The organism is Kitasatospora sp. NPDC087271, from assembly GCF_044744605.1.
GTDB lineage: Bacteria > Actinomycetota > Actinomycetes > Streptomycetales > Streptomycetaceae > Kitasatospora.
This window is the reverse complement of sequence record NZ_JBIUYQ010000050.1, coordinates 1-14,462: the sequence shown is the minus strand read 5'-3', so window position 1 is coordinate 14,462 and position 14,462 is coordinate 1. Positions and strand designations below refer to the sequence as shown.

The window sequence follows — 14,462 nt, the reverse complement described above, 5'->3', positions numbered from 1 at the left end:
CGCCGGACGCCCCGTCACCTTCGTTGTCCACCCCACAGGCCGCCCCACCCGACACCTCCACGATCGAGGTGTTGCGACGACCGGTTGAACCCACCCAATACACGTCCATCAAGCTCACAACCCGCCTGCTGAAGGCGGGAATTGAGCCGAGCATGGGCGCCGTCGGCGACTCCTACGACAATGCCCTGGCCGAGAACTTCTGGAGCGTTCTGAAGACCGAGTGCGTACGTCGCACGACCTTTGGGACCCGCACGGACGCCGACCTGGCGCTGTTCGCCTACATCGACGGCTTCTACAACACCCGCCGCATCCAAAAGCGCCTCGGCTGGCTCAGCCCCGACGAGTACGAGGCGAAGTACTACGCCGACCAGGCGACGGCCGAACCAGTGGCCGTCGAACCGCCTGAACCCGTCCTGACCAGGTAATCAGCACCTCCCGCACAGCGGGGGAAGCTCAGGGAGTCGGTCCGCTGCGCTTCGGGATGAGTCCGCAGCAGGTGTCGGCCGCCCTGGACGGCGAGGTGCCGGCCGAGAGCTGGGGCCACCGCCCCTTCCCGGTGGGCAGCCCTTGGGAGGACCAGGGCACTCCCGAGGAGTGGCACGTGAGCAAGGAGTACTACGCCCGGGCCGGGGTGAGCGCGCACTACTTCTACGCGTCGCAGGCGGGCAGGGGTTCCGTGCTGGTCCGAGTGAGCGTCCACGGGCGCAGCGGCCCCCTAGTGTCCCTCTACGGCATCGAACTGATCGGCCGCAAGCCCTCCGCGTCGAGGCGGACATCATCCGCTACATCCAGGACCGCGGCCTGGACCTGCGCATGGGTTGCGGCGGGGACATCAGCCCGGGCGACTCCCAGGTGTGGGCACGGGCGGAGCGGGCAGGGGAGACCTCGGTCAGCGCGGCCTGCTTCTGCATCGAGGACTTTGAGTACCACGGCTGACCCCGCGTCCAGAAGCCGATCAGCCAGTCGACGCCGGCTCCTCTCCCGTTCCACGCAGACGTTCAGGCCTGCTCACTCCGGTCTTCCCGGCCGCCCGATGCCGCGCTGATTCGACTGGCTGCGTAGGTGAGACCGGCCAGCGCACCACCCGGCTGCTCCCGGCTCAAATCGCGTCGCTCTATGCCGGAGTGGGCGGCTACGCTCGCGCCATGGAACTGGAGCAGGCACTGGAACCGCTGCGTCGGGTGCTGCTGGAGCGCGACCTGGGCGGCTATCCGGGGACGGTCTCCGCGGCGGTGGAGGCTGCGCGGGCGGCACTGGCCGGCGGGGCGGACACCTTGAGCTTGTGGGAGCTCGGCGTGCTGTCCGAGTCGGACGTTCTGGAGGCGTGACGGCTGCTGGCCGAGCTGGAGCAGGAATTCTGGCCGGTGCTGGGGCTGCCTGCCACCGTTGAGGGCTGCGACCGGGCGCTGGCCCGGTACTGCCTGCGGGACCTGCTGGACGGCCGCGTCGATCCGTTGGTGGCGGCTGAGCGGATCGGCTTTGAGCTGTGCCCCGTCGACGACCCCGGCTCGCCTCTGCGGCCGGTCCGCGGATGGCTGTACCGCGCGGAGGACCAACAGGAGCACTGCGGCAGGCTGACGAAAGACCTGGTGGCCGAACTGCACGACCTGGCCGCCCAGTTGCTGGCCGGTCCGCTGTCCTGACGGTCGGGTCCCGATAGTGCTTCCGCCCCGGCTCCCGACACCGAGCCGACGGACCCGTGCGGCCGACGACGGACCCGGTCTCCGCGCCGACCGCACCGCCGCTCGCCGACAGGGCGGCGTACCAGCAGCTCCGCCACCAGATGTGCGAGCTGGCCCAGGCCCGCCAAGCCGCGGTCTCCGGCCGGCTCACGTTGTCGCGAGCATTCCCATGCCGTGAGGCTGCAACAAGAGGTAGAGCGGAATGAATGAGTTGCCGCAGACCGCAGAGGCTCCATACCTGGTTCACCGAGAACGAGGAGCAACTGCGATCACGCGGGGTCACGGGTGACATCCAACGATCACCTGATGACGGCCGACCCAAGACCAGCGCATGGATGACGGTGGAGACCGACGGCTATGTCGCCATGCTCATCGTCTGGGACAGCGGCGAAGCTGAGCTGGAGTGCGGTGACTGGGCCAGTGGCCGGATCCGGCAAGAACATCGCGATCTCCGCAACCCGGACCAGCTCCTCGACGCCATCGAGGCCCTTCTCGAATGGGCCCAGGTGAAGAGCGGAGGACCGCAGTGAGCGGCGACGCGCCATCATGCGACAGCCCGATCATCACCCGCGTGACCACTTTGTGGGCTGCCCATATGCGCGAGCCCTCCCCTGACGGGCTGCGCTGGATCGACGCACCCAGGGGTCCACTGGTGAGCCCAAAAGCCGCCACGGGATGATCTTGAAGGGCTGGGTCTCGGTCTTCGGCCCACGCGGCCGACCTGCGACCAGTAGCCTGCCGGTCGTGAAGCGCGAAGACGAGACGGACGTCCGGCCGGTGACGGTCGAGCAGATCGGTGCGGCGCTGGCCGCGTTGGGCCTGTACGACGGGGCCAACACTACGGCCGAGCACGCGGCGGAGGCGGCACGCCTGGGTGGTCCGGACGCGTTCTTGTAGCGGCGTGCGTGCCCCTGACAAGATCGTCGGGTCCCCCTGTGATATTTCACCCAGCGAGGGAGCTAACTGGTGGTGCTCTGGTCGAGGTCCGACCCTGCGGAGTGACCTCCGCCTGCCAGTGGTCGTTATCCAGGCATGACCAAGCGTTTCCGTGTCGCTGCCGCCCTTGTCCTGGCCGGTACCACCCTTGTGATCGCTTCTCCGGCTCAGGCCGCCCTGCAACCCAGCGTCAACACGAAACCTTCCCCTCTCGAATTTTCTGGCGTTGGTCACTACACGCAGGTGATGTGGGCGAAGTCCTATAAAGTCGGCTGTGCCTACATGAAATACGCAGCTCACGGCATGGATTACGTCGTGTTGGCATGCAACTACGCTCCTTCGGGCAACCCCGTCCCCACGGATGTGGCTATCCTGCCGTCGTAGTAGCCACGCGGTCGGCGCCCTACTGAGTCCCTCGTTCCACGAGATGGTCTCTCAGGTGCAGGGATCATCGAGATATCGGCGCGCTGCTGAGCGGCAGCCTGCTCACCGGACCTGCCCCTGCCGCCTGCCCTGCGCCGCCGGTCCGCCGTCAGGACCGCGGTCGGCCCGGCCCTCGGCCCGTCACCGCAGGACCGTGGACGGTCCGGCCCTGCGGGCATTGTCTCCAGCGGTCGGTCACAGAGGAGTACGGGCACCGGTTTCCGGTCGAATACTCCTCAACCCCCGGACGAGCGCTCGGCCCCCTGGCCTGCTACTCGCCAGATCCTGCGTGCTCCCGATCTTCCACTTCGTCTCAACCCTTCTGGCAAAACGGGGGCGTTCCGTCGCGGGGACCACCGGTTGTCCTGCGGGTTCGTTGCCGGTCCCACTGGACCTGGTGGTATCTCACCCGTCTCAGGTACAAGTCCGCCGATTCGCGGTGCGCGTGGCTGACAATCCCGTCGCGGGCGACGTTCTACCGCTTCGCATGGGGTTCCTTCTTCCTCATCCGGGTGTTGGCCTGTCAACCTGGGGCACGGGGACGGGCACGGTACCAGGACAGCTCGAAGACGCCTGCCCACAGCCTCTGGGCAACCGCTTCCGCTGGGTGCCCCATCGGGCACGGCCCGTCGGAAGCAGGCGTCTTGCAGGTTCCGGTCTCCGATGACGAGACAGGTCCGGCCAACGGCCAGCCCACGACGGACAATCCGGTGCGACGGGTGCCGTCGTGCCGGCGAAGCGCACTACTCGCGCCAGACACCGAGGAGCAACGTATGAGGATCAAGGTGGGACGCCGCACCGGAACGGTCGCGGCGGCCTTGGCAATCAGCGCTGGTGTGGTGATTTCGGGGGCAGCCAGCGCCGCTGCCTCCGCTTGGGTCCGAACAACCACCAGCAACTGGGTCGGTATCTACAACAACCCCAACACCTCGGGCAAGACCGGCGCGGCGGATCTGCCCCCGGGCTCCGAGATCTGGGCCGACTGCTGGCAGGTCGGCGAGAGCATCGGCAACTGGGGAGACACCTGGTACCGCGTCACCTACGTCTGGTACCCGGGCGCTTCGAACTACGTGTACTCACCGGGTTGGACGTTCGCCGGATACGTCGACAACAATGCGAACACCGTCGATCGGAACCCCAACATCCCTCGGTGTCAATGAACTTGATGCCGACCCGGGCCCCGACTCCGGCTACCGCATCAGCGTCGTGCACCGCCTGCGTGAGGGCATATCGGCGATCTTGGTGACCTGGATCACCGCCGTGACCTCACTCTGCATCAGCACAGGTCAAGCGACGGCCGGGCACTCCAGAGGAGGAGCCCGGCCGTCGTCATGTCAGCAACCGGCTCGGTCCGGACTCTCCCCTTCGCTCTCCCTCTCCCGGGACCCCCGCCTGCCCCGCCAACCAGGCCGGGACCGGACAGCAACGGCAGAACCGCCGCGGACTGCAGCCGAGTGGATGGCCAGGCGCGGCGTGCTCCGCCCCCGCACCCGTGGCCAGCGCCCGGCGGCGCTGGACCCGCCTACCAGCGGGGGGCTCCCCCCCCCAGCCCTGCGCGGGCTGGACAAGCGATGCCGCCTGCCCTGCGGCGCCAGCCCGCCACCGGGGCCGGCCCCGCTGCCGACCCGTCGCCGCACCGGTCACGCCGAAGACGGCGTGACACTGCCCAGTTGCCACCGGAGATGGTGGTCAATGCCGAGAGTCGGCCGGGCCGCCTACCGAACCGGCCTGCGTCGATTACCGAGCGGTTGCCGAGGTCACCACCCAGCTGACGACGAAGACCTTGTTGTCCACCTTCACGACCTCGGAGCGCTCGCCAGAACCGCCGGGTAGCTCACACCGGCCACCGGGCCGCAGCGCCAGCAACAGCAGGGCACGGGCACCAGCCACCTGAACTCGAAGGCATGGAAAGGGCCGTCAAGGCCCGGGTCCGGCGGCAGCCGGACTTCCGTGACTGGCGAAGTGACCTTCGCCTGCCACGGTGAGCAGGCCGACATCCCTGCCCAGCCCAGGCTGCGGTAGCGGTACAGCAACCAGCCCGCCGGAGGCTCAGGGGTGACCGTTGGAGAACGGCTTGTCGCAAGAGCTACGAGCCATCAGGGTGAGGGCTCAGCCGCTCGGGACGGGGCCCTCGCGGCCGTGCAGAGGTTCACCGGGCTCTTCGTGCGACCACGGAGTCGCAAACCATGCTCCACCTCGCAAATTGCGGTCGCACCAGCCCCGAGTCTGGCCCTGGAGGCCAGGGCCAGACCGCTACCACCGGTGATAGCGGTCTGGCCTACCTGTGCCCGCCCAGGCTGCGACACTGGTGACCATGACTGACCGCCGAGCCCTCTCCCTGCCCGCCTTCTCCGAGCCCTCCGCCGCGCCCGCTCCGTCTGGCGGGCGCCGCCCGAAGGTCGAGCAGGGTGCCGACTTTCGCCAGCCGCCCGGTGAGACCGTGAACGCGCCTGCCCCGGCCCGCCGCCGCCTCTCGCCCGGAGGCCTGACCTTCTCCGACCCGGACCGGCAGATCTGAGTGCTACCACCACGGGTAACGCGACCATCCTGAGGCGTGCATAAATCCCCGGCCCGCCGACCGCGTCCCGGTGGCCTGCGGGCAGGCGCCCGCCGGACCCGAGACGCACACTCACTGGCCATCACCGGCGGGCGCTGACCTGCGGCGGTTTCATAAATCACCCCCCGTCCGAGGTCTCCGCGACGGGCGCAAATCTATAAGCCGACCCCTCTGGCCTGCGGTTCTACCAGCCGTCCATCGCCCCGACGTCCCCGGAGGAGGGATGGGAGCACATAGTGAGGGCGCGGGCGGTGATGGCAATCTCTGAATTTCCCCACCCTGCGCTCTCAGGGTGGCCGGACCTGCTCGGTTCGTCTCCCCACTCATCGGGTCCGGGCTCAGGGCCGCTGCCGGGATGCCGGGCGGTAGGGCCGGCATCCCGGCAGCGGCCTTCAGGCGGTGACCAGGGCTAGCAGGAACCCGTCGTATCCCTTGGAGCCGACGGTCTGGATCGAGGTGGCCTCCAGACGGGGGTGCTCGCCGATCATCTCGGTGAAGCGCCGTACCCCCTCGACCCGCGGGTCACCGCTGTCCGGATCGGTCACCGCTCCGTCGCGCACCACGTTGTCGCCGACGATCAGGCTGCCGGGCCGGGTCAGCCGCAGGGCCCACTCCAGGTACTCCGGGTTGGACGGCTTGTCGGCGTCGATGAAGACCAGATCGAAGGGCTCCTCGCCCTCTTCCTGTATCTCCTGCGCCAGCAGCGGCAGGGTCTGTGCCGCCAGGCCCTCGCGTACCTCGACGACGCCGTCGAGCCCGGCACGGGCGATGCTCTCGGCGGCGGTCGCCGCGCACGCCGGGTCGGCCTCCAGGGTGACCAGGCGCCCGCCCTCGGGAAGGGCGCGGGCCAGCCAGATGGTGCTGTACCCGCCGAGGGTGCCGATCTCCAGTACTCGGCGGGCGCCGCCGAGCCGGGCCAGCAGGTGCAGCAGCTTGCCCTGGTTGGGGGCGACCTCGTGCGCGGGCAGTCCGGCCGCGACGGCGTCCTTGCGGGCGGCGACCAGCACGTCGTCCTCCTCCACCAGATGCCCGCCGAAGTAGGCGTCGACCGCCGTCCAGGTATCCTGCGACATGGTGAGTTCCCTTTCGATACTTACCTCTTGGCCGGCACGACACTACACCTCCCGACACCGCGCACCACCCGCCCTCCCTGGAGCCTCCGTGAACCCCAAGACCCCCGGCCCTTCCGACGACAGCTGCGGCATCGCCCAGGCGGCAGCCGTCGTCGGCGACTGGTGGAGCCTGCTGGTGCTGCGCGAGATCGCCCGGGGCCACGTCCGCTTCGACGCCCTCGCCCGCGAACTCGGCGTCTCCCGCAAGATCCTCTCCGACCGGCTGACCGCCCTCACCGACCGCGGCGTGCTCGCCCGACGCCCCTACCAGGAACGTCCACCGCGCCACGAGTACGTCCTCACCGAACAGGGCCGAGGCCTGCTGCCGGTACTGGTCGCCCTCCAGGACTGGGCCGACCGGTGGCTGCTCGGCGACGGATCACTGACCGGACTCGCCGAGGAGCAGGGTGCCGAGGCCCGCCGCGTGCACGCCCTCGTCGGCACCGTGCTGCCGCACGGGATCGCACTGCCCGCGACCGACGGCCCGCCGCGCGACCCACTGGCGCCCGGCCGGCCCACGGTGCTCTTCGCCTACCCCGCCACGGGCACCCCTGGGTCCGCGCCCGGCCAGCCCGTGGTAGCGGACCCGATCCCCGGCAACGCCGGATGCACCCTGGAGAACCGCCTCTTCCGGGCCGCCTGGCCCCGCTTCCACACCTCAGGAATCGCCGTGCACGGCGTCAGCACCCAGAACCCACCCGCGCAGGCCGCCTTCGCGCACGCCGAAGGACTGCCCTTCCCACTCCTGTCCGACGCCCGCATGGACCTCACCGCCGCCCTGCGGCTGCCGGTCTTCCGTGCCGGCCAGGAAGTACGGATCAAGCGCCTGCTCCTCGTCTGCGACGCCGACCGCACCATCCGCCACGCCCTCTTCCCGGTCACCGACATCCCGGCAGCGGTGGAAACGGCCCTACGGACAGCCCACGCCCTCACCAACACCTCAACCCCCGGCCCGTGACCGGGCCCCTGCCCGCCCCCACCCACCACAGGCTGGCCCCTGCCCACCCCGATCCCATCCTCCTCAAATCAATGAACGGCCCAACCAACTGGTGAACAGGGAGCAGGCCTGGCCGATTTCGCGGATCCTCATCAGCGGCCTGTACGCCGGAGGCCGGGACCTTGAGGGTAAGGATGTTCGCGCGGTCGAGGAACTTGTCGCCGTCGGTGCCGGCGCCGCGGAACAGGGCGGCGATGCGGGTGGTGAAGGTGGTGGCGCGCAGGCCGAGGCCAGCGCCAGCGCCTGGCGGATCGGCTTTGAAGATCGGCGGCTGGCCGTGCAGGGACGAGCGCGTTGGTCCGGTGTGGGCCGCCGTGCCCCGCGCAACCGCAGAAGTGGCCGGGTCCCGCACGCTCGTCGACGTGCGGGGCCCGGCCACCAGCGTACGGCGACTTCGCCCTGGTGCCGACCCCGGCTTGGGACGGCGCCCGCCCGCTTCGCAGGGGACACGGCTCTGTCCTCCGTCCTCCGCTTGGAAGCGTGTGCCGCGTCCGGGGGCCGATCGGCCGGCGTAGCCGGCGTACAGGTGAAGGTCCAGAAGGTCGGTGGGTGGCGGCCTTGGAACCATATCGCTAGCCGGGGCGGCTGGCCTCTCTAGGCCGTTGTCCGCTGGACGTGGTAGCTCCAGCGGGTGAGTGACCTGACAACGGTTTCGGCACCGATGGGGTTGGCGCTGTGGACGAAGACAGCTCCGATCTGAAAAGGCTGTCCGTTGAAGGCGGCTTCTTCCATGAGGGTCACCACCGGCATGATGGTGTCGTCGCCACCGAGATCGTGGTCGAGCCACAGCTCGTCAATGAAGCTGTTGCGGTGCTCTTCCAGAAGCTGGATACCCTCACGGCTGGTGCGGGCAATCCGCGTGGCCTGGGGAAGGGGGCGGAGGTCGTCTATGCCGAGGACGACGGGCATCGGCGAGGTGGGGCCTTCTTTCACTGGGTGATTGTCACAGTAGGTGGGCGGGATAACCACGGAGTATTGAGGATCTGTTGGGCGGGCGGTGCCCATATCAAGGCCGAGTCACCTCGAAGCTGGTGGGGTGGCGTTCCATATCGTGTTGTCGCTGAGCGCGGTTGTCCAGCGTGAGCTTGTCGTCCGGGATAGCTACGCTTCCGGGTCATGTGGAGACAAGTAGCCCGTGACGTGTTCCCCGGCGCCGATTTCAGAGATCCCACGGACGAGGCAGTCCTGGCCGAGGCGGAGCGGAAGCTCGGGGAGGAGCTGCCGGCCGGGCTAAAGCAGTTGTTGCTGGAGAGCAACGGGATCGTCGGGCAGATCGGCGTGGACACCGTCTGGAGCATCGAGCAGATCGTCGAGCAGAACGTCTACTTCCGGTCGGACGGCTCCTTCGCCCAGCTGTACATGCCGTTCGACGCCCTTCTGTTCTTCGGGGACAACGGTGGCGGCGACCAGTTCGCCTTCGTGCAGACGCCACGGAGGCCGGACATCTTCGTCTGGGAACACGAGACCGACAGCCGCCGCTGGGCGGCCCGTGACCTGCGGGACTACCTTGGACGCTCACTCGCCGAGGGTGGAGACGACTGGTATCAGTAGTCCCATGCCCGGGTGTCCGCAGACCGGCCGGGAAGGAGGGGGAAAATCGTCTGCATGACGCCGCTTGCTTCCGCCGACAGCCGTTCCGGGCAACAGGCCGCCCGCCTTCCGCGCTCCCTCGGGGAACTGGAAGGGCCGACGGCCGGCCGGGTGGAGCTTCCGCTGCACCTCGCATGGTCGGGCCTTCGCAATTCGACCTGGAACAGCCGCGGCAGCGAATGGGCCTGTACCGGATCGTGCTGAACGAGGGCATGCGAGAGGACCTTCCACAGCTCCTAGAAGTCTCCTGAAGATCTTGCTTCGGACACCCGATTCACCCCGGTTTGCCGGGAAATGCCAACCAGGTCGAACTGGTGCAAGCCGGGCGCGTTTTCAAGATCTTCATCAGCCTTCTAGACGCCGGCCTCCTCGTGGCACAGTGGCCGGTGCTGAGGACACTGGTCGGCCCCGCCATCCGCACGGTGTGGGAGACCGCCTTCACCGAGCTCGCGACCGCAGCCCGCCCCGCCGCCGCGGCGTGAGACTGACCCCGCTCCACCGGCGCCTGCTGGCCGACGTCCTCGCCGTCGGCGCCCCCGTACCGGCTCGTGCTGACCGACGGCTACGCCGTCCAGGCCCACGGACTGGCCGACCGGCTCAGCCAGGACCTGGATGTGGCAGCCGAGCACCCGGCCGCGATGAAAGAGATCGCCGAAGCACTCACCGCAGGCCCGGTCGAACGAGGCTGGGCGGTGTACGAGGTCGAGGTCGTCCCCCTGTCGGGGCGCCTGGTCGTCACCGACCCCGGGACCGGCGAGAGCTGCGAGGTCGACGTCCTCAAGGAACACCTCTGGAAGCCCGCCGTCCAACTGGAGTTCGGCCCCGTCCTGCGCGTCGACGACGTCGTCGGCACCAAGATACGAGCCCTCGCGGACCGCCGCCACGCCCGCGACACCTTCGACCTGGCCGAGCTGCGTGACCGCCTGGCCGGCGCGGACTGGATCGACGACGCCGAGTTCGCCGCGTACGGCCTCGGCGACAACGCGATCGCCGGCCTGCGGACGTGGGCGCAGGAGTGGGTCGGCGACCTGGACCGGCGCCTGGAGCCGGTACGTCGCCGGAGACCACCAGCGCTGACCGGCCCCCTGGGCGCGCCGGTGGGACACGGGAGCCGGTTCTGGCGGCCGGGGTGGTTGCGGTGGTTCCCAGCCTCGTCAGGCCGGCCGGTTGTCCGTCGGCGTGGTTGGGGGACTGTCCGGATCGGGGGCGGGCAGTGGCCAGTTGGGGTGGGCGAGGTGGTGGCGCAGGGCGTTGAGCCGGGCGAGGTGGTGGTCGAGGGCGGCGTTGACGGTGCTGGTGGTGGCGGCCACTCGTGCTTCGAGGTCGTGGATCCGGTCCAGGAGGTCCTGCCAGCGTCTTTCGGCGGCGGTTGCAGGGTCAGGTGCGGCGTCGGTCGCTGTCATCGCGGAGCTGGGTGGTGTGGTGGGTGAGGGTGTCGAGGCGGGTGGCGAGGTCGCCCTGGCCGGTGCCGAGGTGGGGGCGGATGGCGGCGAGGGGCTCTATGAGGTCGGCGGGGTCGGTGGCGCCGAGGGCGGCGGTCAGGGCGGTCTGGGCGGGACGGGCGGCGGGAGCGAGTGCGGCCGTGGTGATCTGGGCTGCGAGGACCCGCAGCTCGGCGGCGTGGTCGCGGGCCCAGACGGTGACCGATCGGTCGGCGGCTCGCCGGTCGCGGACGGCCTTGACCCGTTCGGCGCCGGTACCGGACCGCGAAGCGTCGGCGGCGGGCTTGAGGCGCAGGTAGCGGTTCTCGGCGGCCTGGCGGCTGGCGACGCCCATCGGGTGGGCGAGATCGGCCCAGGTGGCGCCGGCCTCCCGGGCGCTCTCCACCAGGCCGGCTTCCCAGCCGGCGAGCTGGCCGCGCAGTTCGCGCAGCAGGACGAGTGCGGCCAGGGCCTGCTCGGGGCCTTCCTGCTCGTCAGGGGCGGTCGGCGGCCGGGACGCGGAGTTCTGGGCGGTGCGGACGGCGTCGTCGATGGCGGCCAGCGCCGCCGCGGCCGCCAGGAACGAGACGGGCTCGGCTGGCGGGGAGGCGTAGGGGGCGGCTCTGCGGGACTTCTCGCTCATACAGTCACTCTATAGGCGACATGGAAACTTGTCATCGGATCGATGACGCGCTAGAAAGGAGTCAGGTGAAGCGCACTGGCACCCATTCGATCAGTGGAGGTGTTTCGCAATGCTGCTGCGCACTGACCCGTTCCGCGAACTGGACCGGCTGACCCAGCAGTTCCTCAACACGACCGGCACCTGGTCGCGTCCGACACCGATGCCGCTGGACGCCTACCGGGCCGGCGACGAGTACGTGATCTGCTTCGACCTGCCGGGGGTCGACCCGGACGCGATCGACATCGACATCGAGCGGAACATGGTCACCGTCAAGGCCGAACGCCGCCCGCGCCAGGAAGGCGAGGACATCAAGTGGGAGCTGTCCGAGCGCCCCCTCGGCGTGTTCTCCCGCCAGGTCATGCTCTCCGACACCCTCGACCCCGCCGGGATCACCGCCGACTACGACGCCGGCGTGCTGACCCTGAAGATCCCGGTCGCCGAGAAGGCCAAGCCCCGCAAGATCGCGATCAGCCACAGCGGAAGCCGCAAGCAGATCCAGGCCTGACCCGTTCCCCGATGCCGTTCCGGCCGCTCCCGATCTCTCCCCCCTCGATCGACAGGGGCGGCCGGAACACCCCCCGACCGCCGGGCCGGCCTCGCCCGGACCGGCCTACCCGCAGCGACGCGGAAACGCCATGAACGGCCACAGCAACCAGCCCTTCATCGTGCGAGCCCACGGCGAGATCGACCTCGACACCGCACCCTCGCTGCGCCGTGCTCTGGCCACCGCGCTCGAGTCGCACCGGGAGGTGGTGCTGGATCTGTCAGAGGTGACGTTCATGGACTGCGCGGGCCTGGGCGCCCTGGTCCGAGCCCGCAACCAGGCCGACCGGTGCGATGCCCGCCTGGTCCTGCGCGGGGCCGGCCGCTGCGTGATGCGGCTGCTCAAGCTGACCGGGCCGCACCGGCGCCTGGCCGTCGAGCCTTGAGGTCACCCGGGCGCGCCGGGCCTTGGGACGGAGGAAGAACCGCGATGACGCTTCGATGGGAGGCGTTCCTGGAAGAGGTCCGGGAGCGCGGTGAGTACGACAGCCCGCAGGAGGCCGAGCGGGCCGCCCGGGTGGTCCTGGCCCTGCTCGGCGCCCATCTGGTCGGCGAGGTGCGGGCCGAACTGGCCGCCCGACTGCCCGAGACCATGGCCCTGATCCTGCTCAACCCGCTGCAGGCCGCCGAGCCCCTCAACGCCGAGCGGTTCGTGCGCGCGACCGCGGCCTGGATCAAGGGCGCCACCGAAGCCACGGCCCTGTGGGACATCGGCGCCGTCCTGTCCACAGTGGCCGACGCCGCCGGCGACGACCTCATGGACCAGGTCCTGCTCCAGCTGCCACCCGGCTACGACCTGCTGTTCGGCCGCCCGACCACAGGGACACGGCCCTGACCACCCCCCCACACGCCGCCGGCCCGCCCAGCGGCCAGCCCTGGAAGGCCCCACGGTCATGACCCGCTACCGCCACCTCCTCCAGCAGGTCCGCAACCTCGGCCGCTACCCCACCGACGAGGAAGCCGAACGCGCCCTCGACGCCGTCCTGGCCCTCCTCGGATCCCAGCTCACCGGCGACGAACGCTGTGACCTCGCCACAGCCCTGCCCGAACGGGCCCGCGCCGTCCTCGCCGCCCAGATCCCCCTGCCCCATCCCGTCACCGCCCCCGCCTTCGTCGAAAGCCTCGCCCGCACCCTGGGCACCAGCCTCACCGCCGCCCGCTGGGACGCCTCCTCCGTCCTGGCCGCCCTCACCACCCTCACCAACGACACCCTCACCGACCGCCTCCTCGCCCACCTGCCCCGCGGCTACGCCCTGCTGTTCGGTCGCGCGGACCTGGCCGCCGTCGCCTGAAGCAGCGGACCCGACCCGCCAGCGCGGAGCGCTCCGCGCCGCCCTGGCAAGCACCCAACCGCACACCGAATGAGGCGAGGCAACCGGATGGACAGACCCCAGCGCTACGCGGTCACCCTGCCCGGCCCGCCCGGCCGACATGGGCCGCCCGAGGTCGTCGTCGTCCACCTCACCGGCGCGTACACCGTTGCCGGGGAACTGGTGTACGCAGATGAGGCGGGCGCATTCCGGGTGGCGATCGAAGGAGAGGTGGCCCGGCCGCTCACCGCGTTGCCGGGGCCCGGCTGCCATGTCTGCCTTCACGCCGTGCCATTGCCCTGACCAGATGCTCGCGGCCCTCGGTGCCCGGGCGCCGTGCCGCACTCCCGAGCCGGTGGGCAGCCGTTCACGGGCCGAGTTCCCGTCACCGCCGTGACATCGCCGGTTGCACATGCACCCTCACGCCTGTGCACGCAGAGTAGTCGGAGGCGGGGTCAGTGGTGGTGGCCGCTGCGAGGCGCGGGGATGCGGGGTAGGACGTCCCAGAGTGGCTGGTTGCCAGCTGCCCAGCGGGCGAGGGCGGTGCGATCGACGAGCTGGATGCCGTACTCGGTGCCCCAGCGATGGGCTTCACGGGAGAAGCGGCCGTTGGTGACGACGACGGCGACATGGGCTCGGTGGGCGCGCTGGTAGGTGCCGGCGAGGGCGTACAGGACGCCGACGCCCACCGGTTTGCCGCTGGTCGGGTCCTGCTTGTGCTTGCACTGCACGGCCCAGCGCCGGCCCGCCGGGCCCTCGGCGAGGACGTCCACGCTCTGGTCGTTGGCCCTTCCGACCTTCCGTGCGTGGCAGCCGTCGCGCTGCAGCAGGTCGCGCACCGCGTACTCGAACGCGTCCGGTGTCATGTGGTCGACCCCGCCCGGACCGCTGAGCGCCAGACGCAGCTGGCGGCGCGCAGCCGGTGCTCGCGCGCCGCCAGCGCGCGGTGTCGCAGGACGACCGCGGCGGCGGTGCCGACGGTGAGGACGACCGCGGGGATCCACCAGTTCGCGGCCAGCCAGCGTAGGACGGCGGCCGCGGTGCTGAGCGCCAGGAGCGCCAGAAGGGCGTAGGCGAGCCAGGTGGCGTCGTCGCGGCGCGCGGGCCTGCGTCCTCGGTCCGGCCGGGTCGCTGTCTCGGTGGCTGCTCACGGCTGGGGTGGGCGCGTGGGTGCCGGCCGGCGACTTGACGATCGAACCGGTGGTGCTG

At 70.2% G+C, this 14,462-nt stretch carries 20 protein-coding genes and 2 pseudogenes; 18 read left to right on the top strand and 4 right to left on the bottom strand.

The features are described from left to right. From ACIO9K_RS37615 to ACIO9K_RS37580, 8 genes are all read left to right on the top strand, one after another. Window positions 1-425, top strand: a 425-nt coding sequence (locus ACIO9K_RS37615; protein ID WP_400336394.1) for a transposase, incomplete at its 5' end; no start/stop codon positions are given. 720 nt (window positions 426-1,145) lie between these two features. Further along, the gene (locus ACIO9K_RS37610; protein WP_363620451.1) at window positions 1,146-1,328 is read left to right on the top strand and encodes a hypothetical protein; all 183 of its coding nucleotides are present in this window, start codon (window positions 1,146-1,148) and stop codon (window positions 1,326-1,328) included. A gap of 36 nt (window positions 1,329-1,364) precedes the next feature. Then, window positions 1,365-1,643, top strand: a complete 279-nt coding sequence (locus ACIO9K_RS37605) for a hypothetical protein (RefSeq protein WP_363620449.1) — start codon at window positions 1,365-1,367, stop codon at window positions 1,641-1,643. 374 nt (window positions 1,644-2,017) lie between these two features. Then, a complete protein-coding gene (locus tag ACIO9K_RS37600) occupies window positions 2,018-2,212 on the top strand; it encodes a hypothetical protein (RefSeq protein ID WP_363620447.1) in 195 nt (64 codons plus the stop codon). A gap of 214 nt (window positions 2,213-2,426) precedes the next feature. Further along, the gene (locus ACIO9K_RS37595; RefSeq protein ID WP_363620445.1) at window positions 2,427-2,579 is read left to right on the top strand and encodes a DUF6245 family protein; all 153 of its coding nucleotides are present in this window, start codon (window positions 2,427-2,429) and stop codon (window positions 2,577-2,579) included. A gap of 135 nt (window positions 2,580-2,714) precedes the next feature. Beyond that, on the top strand, window positions 2,715-3,002 hold the full coding sequence (locus ACIO9K_RS37590) for a CAP domain-containing protein (protein WP_363620443.1): 288 nt from the start codon (window positions 2,715-2,717) through the stop codon (window positions 3,000-3,002). Between the two features lie 812 nt (window positions 3,003-3,814). Beyond that, window positions 3,815-4,201, top strand: a complete 387-nt coding sequence (locus ACIO9K_RS37585) for a hypothetical protein (protein WP_400336391.1) — start codon at window positions 3,815-3,817, stop codon at window positions 4,199-4,201. A gap of 1,154 nt (window positions 4,202-5,355) precedes the next feature. Continuing rightward, window positions 5,356-5,559, top strand: coding sequence for a hypothetical protein (locus ACIO9K_RS37580; protein ID WP_363620439.1), 204 nt, complete (start codon window positions 5,356-5,358; stop codon window positions 5,557-5,559). 431 nt (window positions 5,560-5,990) lie between these two features. Here ACIO9K_RS37580 and ACIO9K_RS37575 read toward each other — a convergent pair whose 3' ends face one another. Beyond that, window positions 5,991-6,671, bottom strand: coding sequence for an O-methyltransferase (locus tag ACIO9K_RS37575; RefSeq protein WP_363620437.1), 681 nt, complete (start codon window positions 6,669-6,671; stop codon window positions 5,991-5,993). 88 nt (window positions 6,672-6,759) lie between these two features. Between ACIO9K_RS37575 and ACIO9K_RS37570 the strand changes: the two genes are divergently transcribed. Further along, window positions 6,760-7,668, top strand: a complete 909-nt coding sequence (locus tag ACIO9K_RS37570; protein ID WP_400336389.1) for a winged helix-turn-helix transcriptional regulator — start codon at window positions 6,760-6,762, stop codon at window positions 7,666-7,668. Between the two features lie 633 nt (window positions 7,669-8,301). Here ACIO9K_RS37570 and ACIO9K_RS37565 read toward each other — a convergent pair. Further along, the gene (locus ACIO9K_RS37565; RefSeq protein WP_363626355.1) at window positions 8,302-8,640 is read right to left on the bottom strand and encodes a cyclic-phosphate processing receiver domain-containing protein; all 339 of its coding nucleotides are present in this window, start codon (window positions 8,638-8,640) and stop codon (window positions 8,302-8,304) included. Window positions 8,641-8,823: 183 nt separating this feature from the next. Here ACIO9K_RS37565 and ACIO9K_RS37560 point away from each other — a divergent pair, with 183 nt between their 5' ends. From ACIO9K_RS37560 to ACIO9K_RS37545, 4 genes and pseudogenes are all read left to right on the top strand, one after another. Continuing rightward, window positions 8,824-9,258, top strand: a complete 435-nt coding sequence (locus ACIO9K_RS37560) for an SMI1/KNR4 family protein (protein ID WP_363626357.1) — start codon at window positions 8,824-8,826, stop codon at window positions 9,256-9,258. Between the two features lie 54 nt (window positions 9,259-9,312). Beyond that, window positions 9,313-9,524, top strand: a pseudogene (locus tag ACIO9K_RS37555) (transcriptional regulator); the annotation flags it as partial. Window positions 9,525-9,581: 57 nt separating this feature from the next. Then, window positions 9,582-9,779 (top strand): hypothetical protein, encoded by a 198-nt coding sequence (locus ACIO9K_RS37550; protein ID WP_400336386.1) that lies wholly within the window; start codon window positions 9,582-9,584, stop codon window positions 9,777-9,779. Beyond that, window positions 9,776-10,340: pseudogene (locus ACIO9K_RS37545) on the top strand (nucleotidyl transferase AbiEii/AbiGii toxin family protein); the annotation flags it as partial. The gene ACIO9K_RS37550 and the pseudogene ACIO9K_RS37545, both read left to right, overlap by 4 nt. Before the next feature lie 334 nt (window positions 10,341-10,674). Here ACIO9K_RS37545 and ACIO9K_RS37540 read toward each other — a convergent pair. Then, on the bottom strand, window positions 10,675-11,361 hold the full coding sequence (locus tag ACIO9K_RS37540) for a type III effector protein (protein WP_400336385.1): 687 nt from the start codon (window positions 11,359-11,361) through the stop codon (window positions 10,675-10,677). A 109-nt stretch (window positions 11,362-11,470) separates the two neighbouring features. Here ACIO9K_RS37540 and ACIO9K_RS37535 point away from each other — a divergent pair, with 109 nt between their 5' ends. From ACIO9K_RS37535 to ACIO9K_RS37515, 5 genes are all read left to right on the top strand, one after another. Then, window positions 11,471-11,905 carry an Hsp20/alpha crystallin family protein gene (locus ACIO9K_RS37535; protein ID WP_400336383.1) on the top strand — a complete coding sequence of 145 codons (435 nt, stop codon included), beginning with the start codon at window positions 11,471-11,473 and terminating at the stop codon, window positions 11,903-11,905. Window positions 11,906-12,035: 130 nt separating this feature from the next. Next, window positions 12,036-12,329 (top strand): STAS domain-containing protein, encoded by a 294-nt coding sequence (locus tag ACIO9K_RS37530; RefSeq protein WP_400336381.1) that lies wholly within the window; start codon window positions 12,036-12,038, stop codon window positions 12,327-12,329. A gap of 44 nt (window positions 12,330-12,373) precedes the next feature. Continuing rightward, a complete protein-coding gene (locus ACIO9K_RS37525) occupies window positions 12,374-12,778 on the top strand; it encodes a DUF2267 domain-containing protein (RefSeq protein ID WP_400336379.1) in 405 nt (134 codons plus the stop codon). 58 nt (window positions 12,779-12,836) lie between these two features. Continuing rightward, window positions 12,837-13,235 carry a DUF2267 domain-containing protein gene (locus ACIO9K_RS37520; protein ID WP_400336377.1) on the top strand — a complete coding sequence of 133 codons (399 nt, stop codon included), beginning with the start codon at window positions 12,837-12,839 and terminating at the stop codon, window positions 13,233-13,235. An 87-nt stretch (window positions 13,236-13,322) separates the two neighbouring features. Next, window positions 13,323-13,556: a DUF6296 family protein gene (locus ACIO9K_RS37515; RefSeq protein ID WP_363633660.1), complete on the top strand. Its 234-nt coding sequence runs from the start codon at window positions 13,323-13,325 to the stop codon at window positions 13,554-13,556. A gap of 152 nt (window positions 13,557-13,708) precedes the next feature. On the opposite strand, the gene ACIO9K_RS37510 is transcribed toward ACIO9K_RS37515, so the two are convergent. Further along, a complete protein-coding gene (locus ACIO9K_RS37510) occupies window positions 13,709-14,119 on the bottom strand; it encodes a restriction endonuclease (protein ID WP_400336375.1) in 411 nt (136 codons plus the stop codon). Window positions 14,120-14,462 lie beyond the last annotated feature (343 nt).

What these genes read in the sequence shown, in the direction of transcription:
- ACIO9K_RS37610 (WP_363620451.1), top strand. Translation starts at nt 1,146, where the DNA reads ATGGAACTGGAGCAGGCACTGGAACCGCTGCGTCGGGTGCTGCTGGAG.
- ACIO9K_RS37600 (WP_363620447.1), top strand. Translation starts at nt 2,018, where the DNA reads ATGACGGTGGAGACCGACGGCTATGTCGCCATGCTCATCGTCTGGGAC.
- ACIO9K_RS37590 (WP_363620443.1), top strand. Translation starts at nt 2,715, where the DNA reads ATGACCAAGCGTTTCCGTGTCGCTGCCGCCCTTGTCCTGGCCGGTACC.
- ACIO9K_RS37585 (WP_400336391.1), top strand. Translation starts at nt 3,815, where the DNA reads ATGAGGATCAAGGTGGGACGCCGCACCGGAACGGTCGCGGCGGCCTTG.
- ACIO9K_RS37580 (WP_363620439.1), top strand. Translation starts at nt 5,356, where the DNA reads ATGACTGACCGCCGAGCCCTCTCCCTGCCCGCCTTCTCCGAGCCCTCC.
- ACIO9K_RS37575 (WP_363620437.1), bottom strand. Translation starts at nt 6,671, where the DNA reads ATGTCGCAGGATACCTGGACGGCGGTCGACGCCTACTTCGGCGGGCAT.
- ACIO9K_RS37560 (WP_363626357.1), top strand. Translation starts at nt 8,824, where the DNA reads ATGTGGAGACAAGTAGCCCGTGACGTGTTCCCCGGCGCCGATTTCAGA.
- ACIO9K_RS37540 (WP_400336385.1), bottom strand. Translation starts at nt 11,361, where the DNA reads ATGAGCGAGAAGTCCCGCAGAGCCGCCCCCTACGCCTCCCCGCCAGCC.
- ACIO9K_RS37535 (WP_400336383.1), top strand. Translation starts at nt 11,471, where the DNA reads ATGCTGCTGCGCACTGACCCGTTCCGCGAACTGGACCGGCTGACCCAG.
- ACIO9K_RS37530 (WP_400336381.1), top strand. Translation starts at nt 12,036, where the DNA reads ATGAACGGCCACAGCAACCAGCCCTTCATCGTGCGAGCCCACGGCGAG.
- ACIO9K_RS37525 (WP_400336379.1), top strand. Translation starts at nt 12,374, where the DNA reads ATGACGCTTCGATGGGAGGCGTTCCTGGAAGAGGTCCGGGAGCGCGGT.
- ACIO9K_RS37520 (WP_400336377.1), top strand. Translation starts at nt 12,837, where the DNA reads ATGACCCGCTACCGCCACCTCCTCCAGCAGGTCCGCAACCTCGGCCGC.
- ACIO9K_RS37515 (WP_363633660.1), top strand. Translation starts at nt 13,323, where the DNA reads ATGGACAGACCCCAGCGCTACGCGGTCACCCTGCCCGGCCCGCCCGGC.
- ACIO9K_RS37510 (WP_400336375.1), bottom strand. Translation starts at nt 14,119, where the DNA reads ATGACACCGGACGCGTTCGAGTACGCGGTGCGCGACCTGCTGCAGCGC.